Annotated in this window: 14 protein-coding genes and 4 pseudogenes; 7 read left to right on the top strand and 11 right to left on the bottom strand. The window is 73.9% G+C overall.

The window, feature by feature from the left end; all coding sequences use genetic code 11:
- Window positions 1–52 precede the first annotated feature (52 nt).
- On the bottom strand, window positions 53–2,620 hold the full coding sequence (locus DEJ15_RS09785) for an NtaA/DmoA family FMN-dependent monooxygenase (RefSeq protein ID WP_284174906.1): 2,568 nt from the start codon (window positions 2,618–2,620) through the stop codon (window positions 53–55).
- A gap of 146 nt (window positions 2,621–2,766) precedes the next feature.
- Window positions 2,767–3,948 (bottom strand): reverse transcriptase family protein, encoded by a 1,182-nt coding sequence (locus DEJ15_RS09780; protein ID WP_110825404.1) that lies wholly within the window; start codon window positions 3,946–3,948, stop codon window positions 2,767–2,769.
- A gap of 238 nt (window positions 3,949–4,186) precedes the next feature.
- Between DEJ15_RS09780 and DEJ15_RS09775 the strand changes: the two genes are divergently transcribed.
- The 3 genes from DEJ15_RS09775 to DEJ15_RS09765 are packed head-to-tail and all read left to right on the top strand — an operon-like array spanning window position 4,187 to window position 5,615.
- Complete coding sequence (locus DEJ15_RS09775; protein ID WP_110825403.1) at window positions 4,187–4,702, top strand: heme-degrading domain-containing protein; 516 nt, start codon at window positions 4,187–4,189, stop codon at window positions 4,700–4,702.
- Window positions 4,699–5,133 carry an HIT family protein gene (locus DEJ15_RS09770; RefSeq protein ID WP_110825402.1) on the top strand — a complete coding sequence of 145 codons (435 nt, stop codon included), beginning with the start codon at window positions 4,699–4,701 and terminating at the stop codon, window positions 5,131–5,133. Before DEJ15_RS09775 ends, DEJ15_RS09770 begins: the two co-directional genes overlap by 4 nt.
- Window positions 5,130–5,615, top strand: coding sequence for a RidA family protein (locus DEJ15_RS09765; RefSeq protein ID WP_349814686.1), 486 nt, complete (start codon window positions 5,130–5,132; stop codon window positions 5,613–5,615). Before DEJ15_RS09770 ends, DEJ15_RS09765 begins: the two co-directional genes overlap by 4 nt.
- A gap of 719 nt (window positions 5,616–6,334) precedes the next feature.
- Here DEJ15_RS09765 and DEJ15_RS09760 read toward each other — a convergent pair.
- From DEJ15_RS09760 to DEJ15_RS18335, 6 genes and pseudogenes are all read right to left on the bottom strand, one after another.
- The gene (locus DEJ15_RS09760; RefSeq protein WP_181419582.1) at window positions 6,335–6,871 is read right to left on the bottom strand and encodes a phosphoribosyltransferase family protein; all 537 of its coding nucleotides are present in this window, start codon (window positions 6,869–6,871) and stop codon (window positions 6,335–6,337) included.
- 52 nt (window positions 6,872–6,923) lie between these two features.
- Complete coding sequence (locus tag DEJ15_RS09755) at window positions 6,924–7,571, bottom strand: copper resistance CopC family protein (protein WP_110825398.1); 648 nt, start codon at window positions 7,569–7,571, stop codon at window positions 6,924–6,926.
- Between the two features lie 9 nt (window positions 7,572–7,580).
- On the bottom strand, window positions 7,581–8,630 hold the full coding sequence (locus tag DEJ15_RS09750) for an SDR family NAD(P)-dependent oxidoreductase (RefSeq protein ID WP_284174905.1): 1,050 nt from the start codon (window positions 8,628–8,630) through the stop codon (window positions 7,581–7,583).
- Window positions 8,631–9,445: 815 nt separating this feature from the next.
- The gene (locus tag DEJ15_RS09745; RefSeq protein WP_284174904.1) at window positions 9,446–9,964 is read right to left on the bottom strand and encodes an SGNH hydrolase domain-containing protein; all 519 of its coding nucleotides are present in this window, start codon (window positions 9,962–9,964) and stop codon (window positions 9,446–9,448) included.
- A pseudogene (locus DEJ15_RS18340) lies at window positions 9,915–10,094 on the bottom strand (SGNH hydrolase domain-containing protein); the annotation flags it as partial. The pseudogene DEJ15_RS18340 and the gene DEJ15_RS09745, both read right to left, overlap by 50 nt.
- 451 nt (window positions 10,095–10,545) lie before the next feature.
- Window positions 10,546–11,481, bottom strand: a pseudogene (locus DEJ15_RS18335) (acyltransferase family protein); the annotation flags it as partial.
- Between the two features lie 279 nt (window positions 11,482–11,760).
- Here DEJ15_RS18335 and DEJ15_RS18330 point away from each other — a divergent pair.
- From DEJ15_RS18330 to DEJ15_RS09730, 3 genes and pseudogenes are all read left to right on the top strand, one after another.
- A pseudogene (locus DEJ15_RS18330) lies at window positions 11,761–11,952 on the top strand (BLUF domain-containing protein); the annotation flags it as partial.
- 79 nt (window positions 11,953–12,031) lie between these two features.
- Complete coding sequence (locus DEJ15_RS09735; RefSeq protein WP_284174903.1) at window positions 12,032–12,223, top strand: hypothetical protein; 192 nt, start codon at window positions 12,032–12,034, stop codon at window positions 12,221–12,223.
- A gap of 123 nt (window positions 12,224–12,346) precedes the next feature.
- Window positions 12,347–13,532: pseudogene (locus DEJ15_RS09730) on the top strand (APC family permease).
- Between the two features lie 75 nt (window positions 13,533–13,607).
- On the opposite strand, the gene DEJ15_RS09725 reads toward DEJ15_RS09730, so the two are convergent.
- From DEJ15_RS09725 to DEJ15_RS09715, 3 genes are all read right to left on the bottom strand, one after another.
- Complete coding sequence (locus DEJ15_RS09725) at window positions 13,608–14,699, bottom strand: low temperature requirement protein A (RefSeq protein WP_284174902.1); 1,092 nt, start codon at window positions 14,697–14,699, stop codon at window positions 13,608–13,610.
- A 117-nt stretch (window positions 14,700–14,816) separates the two neighbouring features.
- On the bottom strand, window positions 14,817–15,833 hold the full coding sequence (locus DEJ15_RS09720) for a response regulator (protein ID WP_349814685.1): 1,017 nt from the start codon (window positions 15,831–15,833) through the stop codon (window positions 14,817–14,819).
- Window positions 15,764–16,291, bottom strand: a complete 528-nt coding sequence (locus tag DEJ15_RS09715) for a histidine kinase (protein ID WP_284174901.1) — start codon at window positions 16,289–16,291, stop codon at window positions 15,764–15,766. Before DEJ15_RS09715 ends, DEJ15_RS09720 begins: the two co-directional genes overlap by 70 nt.
- Window positions 16,292–17,068: 777 nt before the next feature.
- Between DEJ15_RS09715 and DEJ15_RS09710 the strand changes: the two genes are divergently transcribed.
- Window positions 17,069–20,167 (top strand): glycosyl hydrolase, encoded by a 3,099-nt coding sequence (locus DEJ15_RS09710; protein WP_284174900.1) that lies wholly within the window; start codon window positions 17,069–17,071, stop codon window positions 20,165–20,167.
- Window positions 20,168–20,275: the final 108 nt, after the last annotated feature.

Genomic DNA, 20,275 nt, shown 5'->3' with positions numbered 1-20,275 from the left:
GCGGCACCGGCGCCCCGCGGTCGACGCCGCTCACGCGAGCACCCCCTGGCGGTCACGGACCCGCCCGGAGAGCCCGAGGGTCTCGCGCAGGGTCGCCCCGTCCTCGTACTGCTCCCGGTACACACCGCGCTCCTGCAGCAGTGGGACGACGCTGTCGACGAACTCGTCCAGGCCGTACGGGTTCGTGTGCGGGACGACGACGAACCCGTCGGTCGCCCGTTCCTGCACGTACCGGTCGATCTCGGCGGCGATGCTCGACGGCGTGCCGACGAAGCCGCCCCGTGTCGACACCCGGATGACGAGCTCGCGGATGGACAGCCGGTCCGCCGCGGCCTGCTCGCGCCACGTCTGCACGACCGCCCGGGGGGTCCCGGACGTGCCGGACCCTGCCGCGGGTGATCGTGTCCGCGTCGACGTCGGGTTCGACCTCGGGCAGCGGTCCGTCGACGTCGTAGGACGACAGGTCCCGGTTCCAGACCTGCTCGAGGAACGCGATCGCGGTCGCCGAGCTGACCTGCGCGCGACGGATCGCCCGGGAGCGTTCCTCGGCGTCGGCCCGGGTGTCGCCGAGCGTGAAGGTCGCGCCGGGCAGGACGAGCAGCTCGTCCCGGGAACGTCCGACCCGTTCCAGCCGTGCCGCCAGGTCGTCGGAGAACCGGCGGGCGTCCTCGAACTCAGTGTGCAGCGAGAAGACGACCTCGGCCTGCGCGGCGGCGAGGTCGCGGCCCTCGTCGGAGTCGCCGGCCTGCACGAGCACGGGGTGACGCTGTGGGCTGCGCGGCACCGGGAACGTGCCGGTGACGTCGAACTGCGGGCCGTGGTGGTCGACGTCCCGGATGCGGGAGCGCTCCGCGTACACGCCGGAGGTCCCGTCGGCGACGACGGCGTCCGGCTGCCACGAGTCCCACAGCTCGCGGGCGAGCTCGACGAACTCGGCGGCGCGCGTGTACCGGTCCGCGTGGTCGAGGAAGCCCCCGCGTCGGAAGTTGGCACCGTGGAAGGCGTCCGAGCTCGTCACGACGTTCCACCCGGCGCGGCCCTCGGTGAGGTGGTCGAGCGTGGCGAGCTGCTTCGCGAGCTCGACCGGCTCGTTGAACGTCGCCGACAGCGTGCCGACGAGCCCGATGTGGGACGTCACCCCGGCGAGGGCGGCCAGGACGGCGAGCGTGTTCGGACGACCGACGACGTCGAGGTCGTGCACGCGGCCCTTCTGCTCGCGGAGCCGCAGCCCCTCGGCGAGGAACAGGAAGTCGAGCCGGCCCCGCTCGGCGTTCCGCGCGAAGTGCTCGAACGACGAGAACGCGATCTGGCTCTCCGCGCGGTCGTCGCTCCAGACCGTGGTGTTGTTGACGCCCGGGAAGTGGGCGGCCAGGTGCACCTGTCGCTTCGTGCTCATGCGGGGACCCCCCTCGGGTGTGGTGGTGGCGTACCGGCTGAGCGCGGGGCGCAGCCCGAACCGCGTCCGCAGGTCGGCGACGGGGCGCGAGGCGACGTCCGCGCGGAGCCCGGCGGTGACGAGCGCGGGGACGAGCTGTCGGGCGACGGCGGTGCTGTCGAGCGGGATCCGCAGCGGGCGCAGTCGGACGCCGGCGTACCCGAGGGCACGGAGGTCGCCGATGCGGGACACGAGTTCCGGCACGGTGGTCGCGAGCACGGCGGCGTCCGACCAGGAGGGACCCGCTGCCGCAGGCCCCGCCGCCACGGTTCCCGCCGCCGCGTCGAGCGCCGCCAGCGCGTCCGCCGCCTCCGCCGACGACGACCCGATGAGCACCGCGAGGTCCGCGAGCACCGGGCGCTCCGGGTCCGATCCGGCCGCCTGCTCGGCGTCCCGCACCACGGCCAGCGCGCCCCGGTCCTCCAGGCCGCCCGCGCCGGGCGTGACGAGCACGACGTCCGCGGCGTCGACCGCGAACCGGGCCGTGTCCTCGCGGTGCGCCAGTGCGAGGACCGGCGGCCGACCCTGCGGGGACCGCGGGACGATCGACGCGCCGTGCACCGACAGGTACGAGCCCCGGAACCGGGCATCGTGGATGCGGTCGCGGTCGATGAAGCGGCCGGTGGCGACGTCGCGGATGACGGCGTCGTCGTCCCAGCTGTCCCAGAGACGCGCAACGACCTCGGCCACCTCGCGCGCCTCGTCGAGCAGCGGCTCGACCGTGCCCGGTCCCGGTGCTCCGTCGGGCAGGGTCCGGCGGCCGAAGAGCGCGGCCTCGCGGGCGGTGGGACTCACCTGCAGTCGCCACCCGGCCCGGCCGGTCGACACGTGGTCGAGGGTCTGGAGGGCCGTTGCGACGTGGAAGGGTTCGGTGTGCGTCACCGAGACGGTCGGGACGAGGCCGATCTGGCGGGTGGCCGGTGCGACGGCGGCGGCGACGAGCAGTGCGTCGAGGCGCCCGACGACCGTGCTGGTGTCCAGGTCACCGGTCGCGTCCACGGGGCCGGCGGTGAAGGAGTCCTCGAACGTGACGGCGTCGACGCCGAGGCGGTCCTGCTCGCCGACGACGTCGCGCCAGTGCTGCAGGGTCGGCAGGCGTCGCGCGGCGACCGGGTCGGTCCGCCAGGCTGCCGGGTGCCATCCGGCACCCTGCAGCGCGGTGACGAGGGTGATGCGGTCGGGCACGGGTTCCTCGGCTCTGTCGGTGGTCACGGCATGCGGGATGCGGGGCATCGGGCGTGCGTCGACGCTACGGCGACGGACGCCGGACCGGGGCGTGGGTTGCGGTCCGTGACGGGGTGTTGCGTCGGATGACGTCCGGCGTCCGTCCGTCACGCGGGTGGTGACGGCGCTCGATCACCAGGTGATGCGGACGAACTCCTGGCGGAGGCGGTCGGCTCGTCCGGGGTTGGTCTGCTCACCCAGCCGATGCGGCCGAGGAGGTGCGCCCGGAAGTCCGGATGACCCGAGCGGTTCTGCGACTCCGGTCCGTGCTCGGCGCAGTTGTGGAGGACGGCGTGGAGGCGGTCGACCTCGCGGCGGCCGGGAGCGGTGCGGTCGTTGACGACGACGCCGGTGACGCTCTGGCGGACGCTCGCGGGTGGGACCCGGGTCTTGCGGGCGTTGAGCCGGAGGCCCTGGTCGGTGACGATGCGGTCGACACCCCGGAGGAAGGCGTCGGCGCGTCGCGCGAGACGGTCGTCGCCGCTGAAGGTGAGGTCGTCGACGTCCCCGCCGGGCGGCATCGCGGTGAGCACGTGGGTCGGGACGCGGTGGGTGCAGAGACCGGTGAGGACGTGGGCGAGGGGTTCCGCGAACCCGGCCGCCCGGAACACCCCGTACACGGACCGTGCGCGGACGCTCGCGAAGAAGCTGGTGAGGTCGGCGGTGATGACGACGCGTTGCCCGACGTGCAGCGCGGCGCCGGAGACCACGCTGCGGCCGGGGACGAAGCCGTGTGCCGCGTCGTGCACCGGCAGGACCGCCAGGAGTTCGTCGAGGACCGTCCGTTGCGTCCGGCGGAGCATGTCCAACGGTTTCTCGAGCAGGCGCGGCGTGCGCCCCGGGCGGCGGACCCACTCGTGCCGGTGGTGGTGCAGCGGGCTGGCGGAGCCGGGTCGGCGGTTCCACCCGCGCGTGTCGGCGAGCCACAGGAGCCGGCCGACCGTCAGGTCCAGTTCGCGGGCGAGCTCGGGCAGGGTGTCGACGAGCAGGCGGCTCGACACCCGCGGCACCGCGCGCACCGGGACCGCCCGCCGCACCAGCACCCGGACCGGACGGCGGGTGGACCGTGTGCGGTGCAGTCGCACCAGCTGCGGTGACGCCGCGATCACCGCCGCGAGTTGCCGGGGTGCGTCGACGGGAGGCCGTGGGTACGTCTCGAGCGCGGTGCGGACGGCGTGGCCCACGTACGCGCGCTCCGGTCCGACGACGTCGAAGCCCGCGGCCGTGAGCAGACCGGTGTCCCAGGCGTCGGCGGCGAGGAAGGCGTCCGCGAGGGCGGTCGCGACCACCTCGACGGGCGTGGGGTTCCCGGGGGGACCTGTCGGTGCCTCCGTGAGGTCGCGCGCGCGGAGCGCGCCGAGCCTCTCGGGGCGTGTGGTGCTGCTGGTCCTGCGTACCCCGGGGTGACCCCGGAGAGGTCGACGCGTCACGCGCGCCGTCCGCCTCCCCCCGGGAACTCCACGTGCTCACCATACGGAGGATCGCGCTACCGTGACGAGCGACACCGCCGTCCCTGTGAGGAGCACCATGCCCGACACCACCGACACCACCACCGGAGCCCGGTACCGCGAACTCGGGACCGAGCAGAAGCTCGCCGTCCTGCTCGCGGAGGAACGCGAACTCGACCACGACTCGTTCGACCTCGACGACGCCTGGGCGGTGGGCTCCTGGTTGCGGGCGACCGCCCTGGAGCGCGGGCTCGGCGTCGGGTTCGCGGTGTCCTTCGGCGAGCAGCGGGTGTTCCACGCGGCGACCCCGGGCTCCGGCGCGGTGAACGACGCCTGGTTGGAACGGAAGTTCCGGGTGGTGCGGCACTTCGCCCACTCCACCCTCGCGGTGCGGACGCAGTACGAGGTCGGCGGCTCGACGTTCGACGAGGCCGCGGCACTCGACCCCCGGCAGTACCAGGCCGCGGGCGGGGGCTTCCCGCTCGTGGTGCGCGGGTCGCTCATCGGCGCCGTCGGCGTCAGCGGCCTCGAGATGCACGACGACCACGCGCTCGTGGTCGAGGCACTCCGGGCACACCGGGCGTCGCGCCCGTGACGACGGTGGACCCCGACGACTGCGTCTTCTGCCGGATCATCGCGACGGACGACCCGGACACCGTCTGGATCGAGCGGGAGCCGGACGCGGTCGCGTTCCGGCCGCTGCCGGAGTCGGAACTCGCGCCCGGGCACACGCTGGTCGTCCCGCGGGAGCACGCCACGGGCCTCCTGGACGTCGCCCCGGACGCCCTGCGAGCGACGGCACTGCTCGCGCAGCGGGTGGGGCGCGCCATGCGGGCCGCGCTCGGTGCGACCGGGGTCGTCGTGCTCAGTGCGACCGGAGCGGACGCGGGCCAGAGCATGCCGCACCTGCACCTCCACGTCGTGCCGTGCTGGCCCGACGACGGTGTCCTCCGCTGGCCGGAACAGCGCTCCGCGCACGTCGTGGACGGGGACCCGTCGGCGCTGCTCGCGGAGATGTTCGAGTGACGGCCACCGGACGACCCACCGCGGTCGAACTGATCCGCTCCAGCGTGCTCAGCCCGGCTGAGTACGCGCACGCCGCCACAGCGCCGGCTCATGGCCGGCTCGTCTTCCTCGCCGGGTCGTGCCCGCTCGACGCGGACGGAGCGACCGTCGCCCCGGGCGACCACGCGGCACAGGCTGGGCAGTGCGTCGCGAACCTGCGGCAGGCGCTGACCGACGCCGGGGCGCGCATGACGGACGTCATCAGCACCCGCGTGCTCGTGGCGTCGGCTCGCCGAGCGGACCTGGTCACTGCGTGGCGGGTCGTCCGCGACGCGTTCGGCGAGCACGAGGTGCCGAGCACCCTGCTCGGCGTCACCGTCCTCGGCTACGACGACCAGCTGGTCGAGGTGGGGGGCGGTGGCCGTGGTCCTCGACGCACACTGATCCGGCCTGCGACACTGGTCGCGCCGGTCGGTCCGCAGTCGCGTGGCCGACACCGGTGACGGCGGCGCGGAGAGCGCCACGGGCGGAGGCGGGGGCCGATGGGGACCGAGGGGTGGCGCGACTGCCGACGCCAACGGCGCGTGCGGAAGGGCAACGGGGAGCCGCTTCCGCCGCTGCGCTGGTGGCAGGTCGCGACGCGGTCGCTCCTCCGCATCGACCTGACCGACCCCGGCACCACGATCACGGCGACCTACACGGTCGACGTCGACCACCTGGGCGACCGTGCCGACGGTGCGGTCCGTGCCCGACTGTACCGGGACGGCCGGCTGCTGTCCCTCGCATCGCTCCCGGCGCGGTTCCCGATCCCCGGCGGCCACATCGAGGTCGCCGTCGGCACCTTCGGACTGCGCCGGTGTCACTTCGTCGCCGCCACGGGCGCCGTGCACCAGTTGACGCCGCTGGCCGGGAGCGCCGAGGGCCGCCGAGCGCGCTTGGCGGCCGAGCGCCCCGGACTGAGCCGGGCGATCGGGACGACATCGACCCTGGTCGTGCTGGCAGGTGTCGGACTCGCAGTGCCGCAGCTGCTCGAGGGGATCACGGCGATCCCGGCCGTCCAGCAGGCGGTCGGGGCATTCGAACTGGCGATCGAGATCCCCCCTCGCGGTCAACATCGCCGCCGGTGTCGCGACGGTCGCGGGGAGCATCGAGCGGGCGCTCCGGCTGCGGTCGAACTGGTTGGACGACCTGGCGAACTGATCCGGCGCGTGCCAGCAGTTCCTCAGAGGTCGGCGGCCCGGACCAGGTGCCGGATCGGCGGTAGCCCGTCCTGTGCAGCCGCTGACGCCTCGTCGACGACGACCGCGACGCTGACGAGCGTCCCGCCGCACGCGTCGACGAGCGCCGCGGCGGCCGCCGCCTGCCCGCCCGTCTCGATCCAGTCGTCGACGAGCACGACCCGCTGTCCCGGGCGGACGAGGTCCGGTCTGGTGGCGAGCGTCCAGCGGCGTCCGCGGTAGTCGGGGTCGGTGACGTGAAGCACGAGCGGACCCGGGAACAAGGCACCGTCCTTCCGGACCGGGACGAACCCGACGCCGAGCACCAGGGCCACGGCCGGTCCGAGCACGAATCCGCGCGCTTCGATGCCGAGGACCAGGTCAGCACGGTCCTCCGCGACGAGCGCCGCGAGCCCCGCGACGACCGTTGCGAGGGCGTCCGGGTCAGCGAGCACCGCCCAGGTGTCCGCGTCACCGTCGAGCCACCGGAACCGGCGCACCACCGCCCGGCGAGCGCGGTCGACGGCGTCCTCGTCGGTCATGACGACGCGGTGTCCGGGGCGGTCCTGCGGAGGACCCGGCCCATGCCCTGGATCACCCGCCGGCCCGGGAGGATCGCCGCCGGACGGCGAGGACGACGACACCGGCGACGACGAGCAGCACCCCGCCGAGCGCCCACGGCAGCACGGGCGCTCCGGTACTGGTCGCGGTCGGGTCAGCGGCATCAGCAGGGGTCGGCGTCGCCGTGGCGGACGTGTCCAACCGGGCCTCCCGGCTCGCGGTGGCGGACGGCGCGGAGACCGGAGTGGGGGCGCTCGACGGGGTCGGAGCGACCTCGACGGTGAACGCGACCTGGCCGTCGACCGGGTGGCCGTCCGGTGAGACGTACCGCCACAGCACCGTGTGCGGGCCGGCCGACAGGTCGACGCGCTTCGACATCGTCGTCCCCTCGACGCGGACCTCGCCCGTCGACTCGTCCTGGCCGGTCTGGTCCCGCACCTCGATGCGGAGTCCGGCGTTGAGACCCGCGAGCGGGGCCTCGCTGAACGTCAGGTCGACCTGCCGCACGGCCGTCGTCACCGTGGCCCCGTCCGCAGGGGTGCTGCCGATGAGCGCAGAGTGCGCCGAGGCGGGCGCAGCAGCCTCCGGACCGGCGACGACCGCCGCGAGGACGACCGCCAGCGCGAGGGCGGAACCTCCGACGCGACGGGAGGAAGAGCTACTGGGTCCGGTCCGTGGCACAGACGGACTCTACGGGTCCGAGGTGTGCGCCCGGCGGACGGACGGGAGGCCCGGAGCCAGCTGGCACCGGGCCTCCCGTCCGACGGACGCCCGCGTCAGCGGCGCGAGCCGCTGCGGAGGAAGAGCACGGCGGCACCGGCGACGCCGAGCCAGACCAGCGGCCGCGTGACGCGACGCCGCTTCGCGACCCAGCCGCCGTCGGTCGCGTTGCCCGCATCGGTCGGTGCGTAGAGGTTCCCGTCGGTGGGCGCCTGCTTGCCGCGCAGGGCGAAGACCTCGACGGCCGGACGAGTGATGCGGTGGAACAGCCACGGCACGATGAACTCGGCCGGCACGAGCGCGGCCTGGATGCGCCCGACGTAGCGGTTGCGCTTGGGGTGCAGGGCCTCGGCGACGACGGCCTTCGCCGCACGCTGCACGGAGACGGTCGGGGGGCAGCGGGTGCGACGCCTTCTCGGTGTAGTTCGCGCCGTTCTGGTAGATCGGGGTGTCGATCGTCGACGGCAGGACGGCGCCGAAGCGGATGCGCGTGCCCAGGTGCTCGTCGGCGAGCACGTCCATGAGCCCGAGGGCCGCGTGCTTGCTCGTCACGTAGGCCGACTGGTACGGCGCGGACAGCAGCGACTGGATGGAGCCGACGAGGACGTACGTGCCCTCACCACGCTGCTTCCAGTGCGGCAGGAGCGCCTTCACGGCGTGGACGTGACCGTGCAGGTTCGTGTCGACGACGCGCTTGAACGCCTCGGTCGGGGTCTGCTCGAACAGGCCGTAGACGAACAGCGCGGCGTTGCCGACGAAGACGTCGATGCGGCCGAAGCGGCTGGTGACGGTGCCGACGAGGTCGTTCACCTGTCGCTCGTCGGCGACGTCGGTGGGGATGGCGACGGCCTCGGCGCCGAGCTTGCGGCACTCGGCGGCGGCTTCCTCCAGGCTCTGCTCGCCGCGCGCCGCGAGGACGAGCGTGGCGCCCTGCTTCGCGAACTCGTGCGCAGCAGCCCGGCCGATGCCGCTCGATGCTCCGGTGATGACGACGACCTTGCCGCGGAATCGTGAACCCATGGCTCTTCCCTACCCGGTCGGGGCTGCTGGGGAGCCGAGCGGCGTGTCCCCCCGGCCGCGCACCCGGGCGCTCGGTGGTCCGGGCGGCGCCGGCGGGATCGAGCTCCGCGCGCAGCGAGCGCAGCACCCGCACCAGCACGGGTCGCTTCAGCCCACCGGCGGTGAAGGGTCGGCCGAGCGTCGTCCGGGGAACGAGCACGACGTGACCGTTCGCGGTGCTCACCCAGATGCCGCAGTCCTGTCGCACCCCCTTGACCACGGTGTTCGCGAGGCCGAAGGCGCGGATGCGTTCCCACGGCAGCGCGTGCACCGGCCGGGCGTGGTCGGGTGTCCAGCCGTGCAGCCCGGCGTCGTCGACGGTCCAGACCTCCGGCTTCGGGTCGGCGAACTCCTCGCCGGCGACCGGGGCCGCTGTCTCGACCGGCAGGTGGAACACCGGCCGGCCACCGGCGGCGCGGATCCGGGCGAGGGTGCGGCTGTCGCGTCGGCCGGATGACCATGCGGCGAGCGCCACTCCGGGTCCGGTGAGGAGCAGGACGACCGGCACGAGGACGGTGACGAAGGCCCCGCGGCCCTGCACCTCGAAGAGTCGGCGGGTGGCCTCGGGGTGTGCGAACTGCTGCCAGAGCAGGAACGCGCCGAGCGCCGAGACGAGCACCGTGACGAGGACGATCCGCCAGGTCGAAGGGACCTCGCCGTCCCGCAGTCGCTGCACCCATCGGTCCCCGTCGTGTTCCACGGGCCCAGCTTGGCAGCGGGGACGGTCGGCGTCCGCCGAGGCTGCCGGTGGACGCCGTGCCCCGCATCCGGGCAGGTCAGGCGCGGCCGCGGAGTGCTGCGTCCACGGTCCGGCCGAGCGGCCCGACGAGGGTCGACACGTACGTGCGCGTCAGGTGCTGCGAGTCCCGGTAGACGAGCACGTTGCCGATCACCGCTGGGCAGGACCCGTCCGCGCAGAACCACCGTGTCATGTCGGCGACGACCACGCCCGGCGTCGCCCGCGCTGCGTCGACGAGCCGGTCACCGGCGGCGAACGCCCGTCCGGCGCTGATCCGACACGTCCAGCGGGAGTCGGGGTGCTCGTCGACACAGCGCTGGGCACCGCTGCCGGCGGCCGGGGTGTCCGGGATCGCGACGACGGTGGTCCCCCGTGCGACGAGGGGCTGCCAGGAGGCCCGGTACCCCTCGAGCGCGCGCCGCGCCGGCTCGGGACCCTCGGGGGGTGCCCCGCAGGTCAGCCCGGGACGAGGTGAACACGAGGTCGTACGGTGCTCCCGCCGCCAAGGACCGGTCGACGGCGTCGTTCCACGCCCCACACCGGGCGCGCTCGTCATCGGACACGTCGGTCCACACCACGTGGGAGAACTCGCACCCACCCTTGACCATGAGGTGCAGTTCCCACCCTCGTCGATCGGCGAGGGCGATGAGGGCCGACGACCACTGGTGCGCGTGCGAGTCGCCCACGAGCGCGACCCGGGTGCCCCCCGCGGACTCCGACGACGCAGCTGCGGGCGGCGGTCGCCTCCGCCTGGCAGTCGTCCCACGTGGGGTCGATGTCGTAGGCGGCGGTCATGGTCGAAGGGGTGGTCCCCCCGGTCCGGGTCTCCGCCGACGGCGCATCCGCTCCCCGGTGCGATGGCGGCGGCTCCCCAGCAGGACCCCGTCGCGGGACCGGAGGTCGTCCCCGGAGAGGATCCGGGGGGGCGCCGCCGAGCTCGGCGGCGAGTGCACGGTCCTCGCGGAGCTGACCGGTCAGCACGGTCCACCCGGCGGTCGGCGCGAGCAGCACCAGGGCCATGCCCACCGCCACGACGGCGAAGGTGGCCCGTGGGCGGAGGCGGGCGAGCCTCCCGGCCGTCACCGGACGTTCCACGAGGACGGCGGTGCCGTGCGCGAGCCCCGCGGACAGCAGGACGACCGCGGCGGTACGGACCGGCGACGGCGGGTCGGCGACCCCGACGCGCTCGAGGGCGCGTGGCAGCAGCAGGACGACGGGCCAGTGCCAGAGGTACAGCGGGTAGGAGACCCGTCCGAGCCAGCGGACGGGCGGCAGCACGGCGAGACGGGCGAGGACGCCGGTCTCGGCGCGGGTCACGATGACGATCGCGGTGGCGGCGACGGGCAGGACGGCAACGGTGCCGGGGTAGGGCACGTCCGGGTGGAGGAACACCCCGCAGGCGACCAGACCGAGCCACCCGGTGGTGGCGAGACCGGTCCGGACCCGGGCTCTGGCGGACGCCGGCCCGGGTGCCGGGACGAGTGCGAGCAGCGCTCCGACGCCGAACTCCCACGCGCGGGTGTGCGGCCAGAAGTAGGCGGGGGCGGGGTCCGTCGCGGTGAGCACCACGGAGCAGACAGCCGACGCGACGGACACGAGTGTGACGACCACCGCCACGGCGGCCAGCTGCGGACGGCCGGACGGTCGCGGGGTGGGGTGCCGTCGTCGCACGAGGCGGACGACCCGCCAGGCGGCGAGCAGCAGGAGGGGCCACACGACGTAGAACTGTTCCTCGACGCCGAGCGACCAGAAGTGCTCGAACGGGGTCGAGGGGCTGCCGGCGGCCAGGTAGTCGGTGCTCGCCGCCGCGAGTGCCCAGTTCTCCACGTACCCGACGCTCGCGGCGAGGTGCAGGCCGAGGCCCGGCCAGTCCTCCCGCGGGGACAGCAGCCACGATGCCAGCGCGGTGACGGCGAGGACGACGAGCGCCGACGGGACGAGCCGACGCGCCCGGCGTGCCCAGAAGCCCGGCAGGTCGACGCCGTCGCGGGCCTGCAGTTCGCGGACGAGCTGCCCGGTGATCAGGAAGCCCGACACCACGAAGAAGGCGTCTACCCCCCACGAACCCGCCCCGGACCACCCCGGCGTCGAGGTGGTAGCCGACCACGAGCACGACGGCCAGGGCGCGGATCGCGTGGACGTCGGTGCGGAAGGGTCCGTGCTGCGGCGAGGGCATCACCGGCGACGGTAGGCAGGACGGGTGAACGGCAGGCGACGCGGGCGGCGTCCGCGCCGTGCCGGTCAGGACCGTGCGACCGTCGGTGCGGTCGCGTCCGACGGCTCGGTGCGGGATCCGGCGATCAAACGGACGCCCGGTTGACCCCTCCGGAGGTCGTGCACGAGAGTGAAGCGATGCTCTCCCTCGTCTACATGTCCGTCGCCGTCGACGACCTCACCGACGCGCAGCTCGTCGACCTGCTGCGGGACGCCCGCCTGAAGAACGACGCGCTCGGCGTCTCCGGGCTCCTCGTCGCCAAGGAGGGACGCTTCATGCAGGTCCTCGAGGGGCCGGCGTGGAGCGTCGAGGACCGCTTCGGCGCGATCCAGCGCGACCCCCCGCCACACCGACGTCCGTTCGCTCAGCCGCGAGGAGATCGACACGCGCCGCTTCGACGGCTGGTCGATGGCCTTCGGCACCCCCTCCGACGTCGAGGTCCGCGACGAGCCCGGCTTCAGCGACTTCCTGCAGCGACGCGGTGGTCTGCCGGCCGGGCTCTCCGGGTCACCGGCGGACTGGCTCCTCCGGTGGTTCCGCGGTCGGCAGTTGCAGGACACCCCGCTCGAGGCCGTCTCGCTGGGACGCCACGCCGCCTGACACCGGGCAACGCCCCGTTCACCCGGCTGTGGCACGGTGACGGACGTGCACCACGCTCCCCTGACCGGCCCCCTGGCCCGTCGTCTCCGGTTGTCCGACGCCGTCACGATCGGTCTCGGCTCGATGATCGGCGCCGGCGTGTTCGCGGCGTTCGCCCCCCGCGGCCGCCGCTGCCGGGACGGGGCTGTTCCCCGCCCTCGTCCTGGCGGGCGTCGTCGCCTTCTGCAACGCCACCTCGTCGGCGCAGCTGGCAGCCCGGTACCCGACGTCCGGCGGCGCCTACGTGTCCGGGCGGGAGCGACTCGGGCCGTGGGCCGGCTTCGCCGCGGGATGGGGCTTCGTGATCAGCAAGACCGCGAGTTCGGCGGCGATGGCGATCACCTTCGCCGCCTACGTCGTACCGGAGCCGTGGCAGAAGCCCGTCGCGATCGCCGCGGTCGTGGTGCTCACGGTCGTGAACACGTTCGGCATCACGCGGACGGCGCTGCTCACGCGCGTGCTCGTCAGCGTCTCGCTCGTCGCGCTGACCGTCGTGGTCGTGATCGGCACGACCTCGACCGGGTCGACCGCGGCGGACCCGGGTACGCCCGCGGCACCGCTCGGCGTCCTGCAGGCCGCCGGGTTCCTGTTCTTCGCCTTCGCCGGCTACGCCCGCATCGCCACGCTCGGGGAAGAGGTCGTCGACCCCGCCCGGACCATCCCGCGGGCCGTGGTGACCGCGTTGACGATCACGCTCGTCGTCTACGCGCTCGTCGCGGTCGCGACCGTGCACGCGCTCGGGCCGGGAGGCACGGCCTCCTCCGCCGCGCCCCTCCGGTCCGTCGTCGACACCGCCGGACTGCCGTGGCCGGGCGTCGTCGTGCAGGTCGGGGCGGCGGCCGCGTCGCTCGGCGCGCTCCTCGCGATGATCGCCGGCGTCGGCCGGACCAGTCTGGCGATGGCGCGGAACCGGGACCTGCCCGGCTGGTTCGCCGCCGTGCACCCGCGCTGGCAGGTGCCGGCACGGGCGGAACTCGCCATCGGCGTCGCCGTGTGCGTGCTCGTCGCCGTCACCGACCTGCGCGGGGCGATCGGCTTCTCGTCCTTCGGCGTCCTGCTGTACTACGCCGTCGCGAACGTGGCCGCGTGGACGCAGGAGCGGCAGGACCGGCGGTACCCGCGCCTCCTGGCCGTCGTCGGCGTGGTGGGGTGCGTCGTCCTCGTCGCCGCGCTGCCGCTCACCTCGATCGTCGGCGGTGTGGCCGTGACGGCGGTCGGCCTGGCGTACCGGGCCGGGCGGCTCGCGCTGGCGCGACGGCGGGTGCGCTGAGCACCGCCGGTCCGGGCGGCTGCGGCCTCCTCCCACGCGCTGCCGCCTGGCGGCCGCCGCCGATCGGTCGACGTGTCAGTGCGCGGCGACGGGGACGCTCTGCGCCCGGGCACCCCGCGGAGAGGCGACCTCGAGCGTCACCACCACGGCCGCGACGAGCAGGGCGGTGACCGGCAGCGACACCGCCGGGACCGCGATCGAGGCGAGCACCGCGACCGACAGCACGACGACGGCCGTGTTCGCCCGCTGCGGCAGTGACGGTCGGATGGCGAGCGCCCAGATGGACAGCACGAACAGCGCGACCGGGACGGCGACGGTCGCGGCGACGGCGACGGAGCTCAGGTGCACCCGACCGTCGTCGGCGAGCACCGCGACCTCGATCCCCGCCGGCAACGCACCCGCGGCCGCGAAGACGAGGTAGTGCCCGTAGCCGAACACGAGCGCCGACCGCAGGTCACGGATGTGGTCGTGCTGCTCGCGCGAGAAGTAGATCCACCACATCCCGACGGTGATGACCAGTCCGCAGCCCGCGAGGGTGAGCAGGGAGCCGAGGTGCTCGGTGTGCTCGATGGCGTCGATCACGGCGTTCGCCGATGCGAGCAGCCCCTCGCCGAGGACGATGAGCGTGAACAGCGAGTACCGCTCCGCCAGGTGGTGGGTGTGCCACGGCGTCGTCTCCGACCGCGACTCGACCCAGACCGGCACGAGCAGTTCGCCGAGGATGAGCAACGGCGCCGCGAACGGCCGCAGGTCGTGCGGCAGGGCGAGCGACGCGACCCAGAGGACCTGGACGCCGGTGACGCCCACGGCGTACCGGACGGCGCTCGGTCGGTAGCGCGCCGACGACACCGCGGCCCGGACCCACTGGCCGACGAGCGCCAGCCGCATGACCACGTACCCGGTGATCCCGACCGTGAAGTCGCCGTCGACCATGACGGCGTGCACCCCGGCGGCGAGGACGAGCACGCCCGCCATCTGGACCACCGTCATCACCCGGTACAGCCAGTCGTCGGTGTCGAACGAGGTGGCGAACCACGTGAAGTTCATCCACGCCCACCAGATCGAGAAGAACACCAGGCCGTACGACAGGACCGCCGACGTCACCTCGCCCTCCGCCTCGATCTCGTGCAGGTCCGTCGCCGCGAGGCCGACCGCGACCACGAACACCAGGTCGAACAGCAGCTCCAGGGGGCTCGCGGCACGGTGCCGCTGGGTCGGGTCGCGGGGGGACCATCCGCCGCAGACCGATCGTCGTCACGTCACGCCTCCTCGGTCGTGGGCACGTCAGCGCGTCTCGCGCAAGTAGGTGAGCACCGCACGGACCCGTCGGTTCGCGTCGTCCGGTGCGAGGTCGAGCTTGGTGAAGACGTTGCCGACGTGCTTCGCGACCGCGGCGTCCGACAGGTGCAGCTCGCGGGCGATGTCGGCGTTCGCGGCTCCCTCGGCCATGAGCGTCAGGACCGTGGTCTCGCGTGCCGTCAACCGGGCCAGCGGGCTGTCGGTCGTCCGACCACGGGCGAGGTGGCGCACGACGTCCGGATCGACGACCACCCCGCCGTCCGCCACCGTCTCGAGCGACCGGAGGAAGGCGGCGACCTTCCCGACGCGGTCCTTGAGCAGGTACCCGACCCCGCCGCGTCCGTCGTCGAGCAGGTCCTGCACGTACGCGCCCGCGACGACCTGCGACAGCACGACGACGGGCAGGTCGGGGTGCTCGCGGCGGAGCGCGATCGCGGCGCGGAGGCCGTCGTCGGTCCCGGACGGCGGCATCCGGACGTCGGTGAGCACGAGGTCCGGCCGCTCCCCCGCCGCGGCGAGCGCCGAGACACCCTGGACCAGGGCGCCGGCGTCCGCCGCGGTGCCGACCACGGTGTGACCGGAGCGCTCCAGCAGACTGACCAGGCCCTCCCGGAGGAGCACGGCGTCCTCCGCCACGAAGATCTTCACGAGCGCCATCGAACCACGTCGGGACGGTCCCGCAGGTGCTCGCCGTGCGTCGGCACGCTGAACCGCAGCACGGTCGGGCCGCCGACGGGGCTCTCGACGTGGAACGACCCGCCGAGGACGGCCGCGCGTTCCCGGAGTCCGTCCAGGCCGCCTCCGGGCGAGGACACGGCTCCCCCCGACGCCGTCGTCCGCGACCTCGAGCCAGAACCGGTCGTCGGTGGTCCCGGCGGTCACCTGCACGGTGGCCGCCCCGCCGTGTCGACCGGCGTTCGTCAGTGCCTCGCTCACGACGAAGTAGGCCGCGGTCTCGACCCGTGCGGGCGGTCGGACCGGCAGGTCGACGGCCACGCGCACGGCCAGCGGGGGAGCGCGCGGCGAGTTCGTCGACGGCGGCGCCGAGACCGTGGTCGACGAGGACGCGGGGGGTGGATCCCGCGGATGGTCGCGCGCAGGGCGTCGACGGCGTCGTCGACGTTGCCGCTGATGCGGTCGAGGGCCTGCCGCAGGGTGCCGAGGTCCCGGCCGTCCCGCTCGGCGGCGTCGAGGTCGACCGCGAGCAGACCGATGTTCATCGACAGGATCGTCAGCTGCTGCTGTGCGCCGTCGTGCAGGTCGCGTTCGATGCGTCGCCGCTCGGCGTCGAACCCGTCGAGGAGCGCCCGCCGCGAGTCGGTGAGTTCCTCGACGCGGTGTTCGAGTTCGCCGGTCCGGTCGCCGAGGAGTGCCCGGGCGACCAGGTCGTGTGCGGTCGCGAGGGCGGTGACCGCGTACAGCAGGACGACGAGCACGACGAGGGCGCCCGCGAGCTCCACGGGTGGGCTGAGCCGGAGGCCGTCGAGCCAGGTCCGGACGACGTCGTCGTCCTGCAGGCGCGCCCCGGTGGCGGCCCCCCACGGCGACGCCGACGCTGACGAGGGTCAGGACGACCAGTGCGAAGCCGATCCCGGCGACCAGGAGGAACACGGGCAGGTAGCCGAGTTCGGACCAGGCGAGCGGGTCGCGGAACCGTCCACGCAGGGTGGTGTGGCGGACCCGTCCGGACGACCGGGGGGTCCGGGATGCGGGGCAGTCCGAGCACGACCGGCAGGCGGCGACCGACCCGGGCGACCGTGACGGCCCAGACGGGGGCGAGGAACCAGGTGGCCACGACGGGTGCGACGACGACGAGTCCGAGCGCCGCGGTGAGGGTGACGTCGAGCAGCGCTCGCCACGGCGTGCCCGACAGGAGGAACGTCCACGGCGGGACGGTCCACGCCGGCCCGGTCGACGGCCCGGTCCGACGGGGCGGGGCGCCCGTGCGCGTCGGTGGATCGGTCCGGTCCGTGCTCGTCACCCGCCCACGGTAGGGCGCGGAGGCGCACCACCACCAGGGTGACGGCGACCGGTCGACGGTGGAGTCGGCTCCACCACGGGAGTCCGGCCCCCCACCCGTGTGCGTGACCCCGGACGCCGTCAGGATCCAGGACGTGGGACCGCTGACGGATCGTCGAGCCCTGCCGATCAGTCCGGGTGCAGGTCCCGCACCACAGCCCCAGCCGAGCACCGCGGAGTCCGCCGTGTCCGGCCCGCCCCTCCGACAGGAGTCCCCGGTGAGCTCACCGCGTCCCGCCGTCCGCACGAGGTCCGTCCTCGCCGTCACCGCCTCCGCCCTGACCGCGGTCACCCTGCTCGCGCTCGTCGGCCCTCCCGCTGCGGCCGCCACCGCCACCGTGGACGTCCCGCGGTCTCCGGCCGGCGTGACCGCGGCCGTCGGCGAGCAGGACGCCGGGACCCCGGCGGTCGGTCCGGCCGCCGACGGTGTGCGGGTCGGTGACGGGTCCTACGCCCCGACCCCGCCGGCGAGCATCACGGACAGCGCCGACGTGCAGAAGACGCTCGACCAGCGGCTGTACATCGACCCGTCGCAGGCGGGCAAGCCGGTCCCGACGAACCAGTGGTGGACCGACCTGCTCGTCAGCAGGTACTCCGGCGACATGTGGGCGTACCCGTTCGTCTCGTCGAACAGCGCCGCCGGGACGAAGGTCACCATCCCGACGCGCTGGAACAGCGACGGCACGGCGATGCGCCTCGAGGCGCCGGTCACGGTCGGCGGGACCGTCGAGCCGACCCCGGATGCCTCCGACCGGGTGCTCGCCGACTTCGAGGACGGCCTGCCCGAGGGCTGGACCGCCACGGGCAACGCGTTCGACCGGACCGCGTCGGGCACGGCCACCGGGCAGAGCGAGGTCGCCGGGTGGCTCGGTGACCGGTTCCTCGACTCGTTCACCGACGCCGACGGCGACGGCGCGACCGGGACGCTCACCTCCCCGTCCTTCACGATCGACCGGTCCACGCTCGCGTTCCTCGTCGGCGGCGGGAACCACCCCGACCACGAAGCCGTGCAGCTGCTCGTCGACGGCGACGTCGTGGCGAGCAGCACCGGGACCGACAGCGAGCAGCTGCGGTGGGACAGCTGGGACGTCTCCCGCTTCCAGGGCCGCTCCGCGCAGGTGCGCGTCGTCGACGACCTCCGTGCCGGGTGGGCCCACGTCCTCGTCGACCAGGTCCTGCTCACCGACGCGCCGGAGGGCCTGGCCGAGCGGTTCTCCACGACGTTCTCCGCGGAGCAGGCCGACGCGCTCCGCTGGGGCGACTGGAACGTCAGCTGGCGCATGCCGCAGGACGGCCCCGGCGGCCAGTACATGGACGTCACGAGCATGCAGGGCTCGCCGTACGAGTGGTTCGAGTTCCACGGCATGACGCCGCGCATCACCCTGCAGGACGGAGCCGAGGTCACCGACGGCGACGGACGGCCCCTCACGCTGCCGGTGACGACGGACCGCTTCGAGATCCGCCAGGACGGGCACGTCTTCGGCGTGCACGCTCCCGACCGCACCACCTTCACCCGGACCGGCAACGCGCTCGAGGCCTCCTCCGGCACGCCGTACCTGGTCCTCAGCGCGGTCCCCGAGGCCGGGCTCACGCTGGACGACCTGCACCGGACCGCGTTCGCCGTGCCGCGCAACACGACCATGACGTACTCCTACGACCCCGCTGCCGCGAACGTCCGGCAGCAGTGGTCCGTCGACACCGAGACCCTCCAGGGCGACGACCACGACACCGTGCAGGGTTGGCTGCAGCACCAGTACGCCGACGCCACCACGAACCTGCGCTTCACCGGCGCCACCTACGCGACCCCGCGCGGCACGATGAAGACGACGGTCGGGCACGACGGGTGGACGCTCGACTACCGGTTCACGGGCATCACGCCGATCGGCAGCAAGCCGGAGGCCATCGGGGACGACCCGTACTCCGAGGACGTCATGCGGCGGTACCTGCACGACTACGCCGCGAAGACCACCTACGGCGGCGACACGTACTGGGGCGGCAAGGACGTCCTGCAACTCGCCGAGTACATGACCATCGCCCGGCAGATCGGCGCCACCGAGGACGCCCGGAAGCTGCAGGACACGCTCGAGACGGCCCTGACCGACTGGTACACGTACACGGACGGCGAGAAGGAGCACTTCTTCGCCATGTACCCGACGTGGAAGGCCCTCATCGGGTTCGCCGACTCGTACGGCTCCGCGCAGTTCAACGACAACCACTTCCACTACGGCTACTTCGCCGTCGCGACGGCCCTCCTCGGCCGCGTCGACCCCGCCTGGGCGGACCGGTACGAGGGCATGGCGACCCTCGTGGTCAAGCAGTACGCGAACTGGGACCGTGACGACGCCCGCTTCCCGCACCTGCGCACCTTCGGCGTCTGGGAGGGCCGGTCCAACGCGGGCGGGGTGTCCTCCCCGGGCGGCAACAACCAGGAGTCGTCCTCCGAGGCGATCCAGTCCGAAGCCGGCCTGTTCCTGCTCGGCAGCGTCCTCGGCGACGAGGACATGCAGGCCACCGGCGCGATGCAGTACGTCACCGAACGGGCCGCCGTCCGCGACTACTGGCAGAACGTCCGCGGCAACCCCGCCTCGGCCTCGTACGACGGCAACGGCGCGTTCCCTGACGCGTACCGGCACGGACAGGCCGGGATCCTGTTCGACTCCGGCCAGGCCCACGCCACGTACTTCTCCGGCGACCCGGCCTGGATCTCCGGGATCCAGTGGATGCCGACCGCACCCTGGTTCGACTACTTCGGGTGGGACCCCGACTTCTCGAAGGCGCTGATGCGGGAGATGATGGCGGCCCGACCCCGGGCGCTCGGCCAGGCCGGGGTCACCGACGGCAACGCCGGCCGGATCCAGATGCTCACGAAGAAGTGGTGGGGTGTCGGGACCTACGGAGACGCGACGATCAGCCGCGACCGCCCGGCTGCGATCGGTGAACTGCAGGAGGCGATCCGCAGCGTCGAGACGAACCACCCCGGGTACGTCACCCAGCGCACCGCCGCGAACCCCCCTGTACGTCCAGGCCACCGACACGCTGCTGGTCTCGGTCGACGACGACGGACGGGTGGTGTTCCCGGACCGGTACTGGACCCCGGAGACGCTCCCGGCGTCGCTCGTCCCCGCCCAGCTCGACGGACGCACCGCCGACCGTCTGCCGGAGGACTGGCCGGTGCCGTCGCCGCTCATGCCGTTCCTCGTCGACGATTTCCGCGCCGACACCGCCACCATCGACGGGTTGTACGGCGTCGACCTGACCGACCACACCCCCGGGCCGGACACCGCGCACGCCGCGCGGGTCTTCAGCGGCATGGGTGACGCGCTCGGCAACGTCGTCCTCGGCTTCCTCGGCCAGTACGACCCGGACACCTACGCCGACGTCCATGCCGCACTGTGGGACGCCGAGGACCCGGCCGTGACCGGACA

The sequence above is a fragment of the Curtobacterium sp. MCJR17_043 genome, from assembly GCF_003224315.2.
GTDB lineage: Bacteria > Actinomycetota > Actinomycetes > Actinomycetales > Microbacteriaceae > Curtobacterium.
This window is presented reverse-complemented; position numbering and strand designations above follow the sequence as displayed.

Coding starts and splice junctions, on each gene's coding strand:
- DEJ15_RS09775 (WP_110825403.1), top strand. CDS start 4,187: ATGCCCGACACCACCGACACCACCACCGGAGCCCGGTACCGCGAACTC.
- DEJ15_RS09760 (WP_181419582.1), bottom strand. CDS start 6,871: ATGACCGACGAGGACGCCGTCGACCGCGCTCGCCGGGCGGTGGTGCGC.
- DEJ15_RS09750 (WP_284174905.1), bottom strand. CDS start 8,630: ATGGGTTCACGATTCCGCGGCAAGGTCGTCGTCATCACCGGAGCATCG.
- DEJ15_RS09745 (WP_284174904.1), bottom strand. CDS start 9,964: ATGACGAGCGCGCCCGGTGTGGGGCGTGGAACGACGCCGTCGACCGGT.
- DEJ15_RS09735 (WP_284174903.1), top strand. CDS start 12,032: ATGGCCTTCGGCACCCCCTCCGACGTCGAGGTCCGCGACGAGCCCGGC.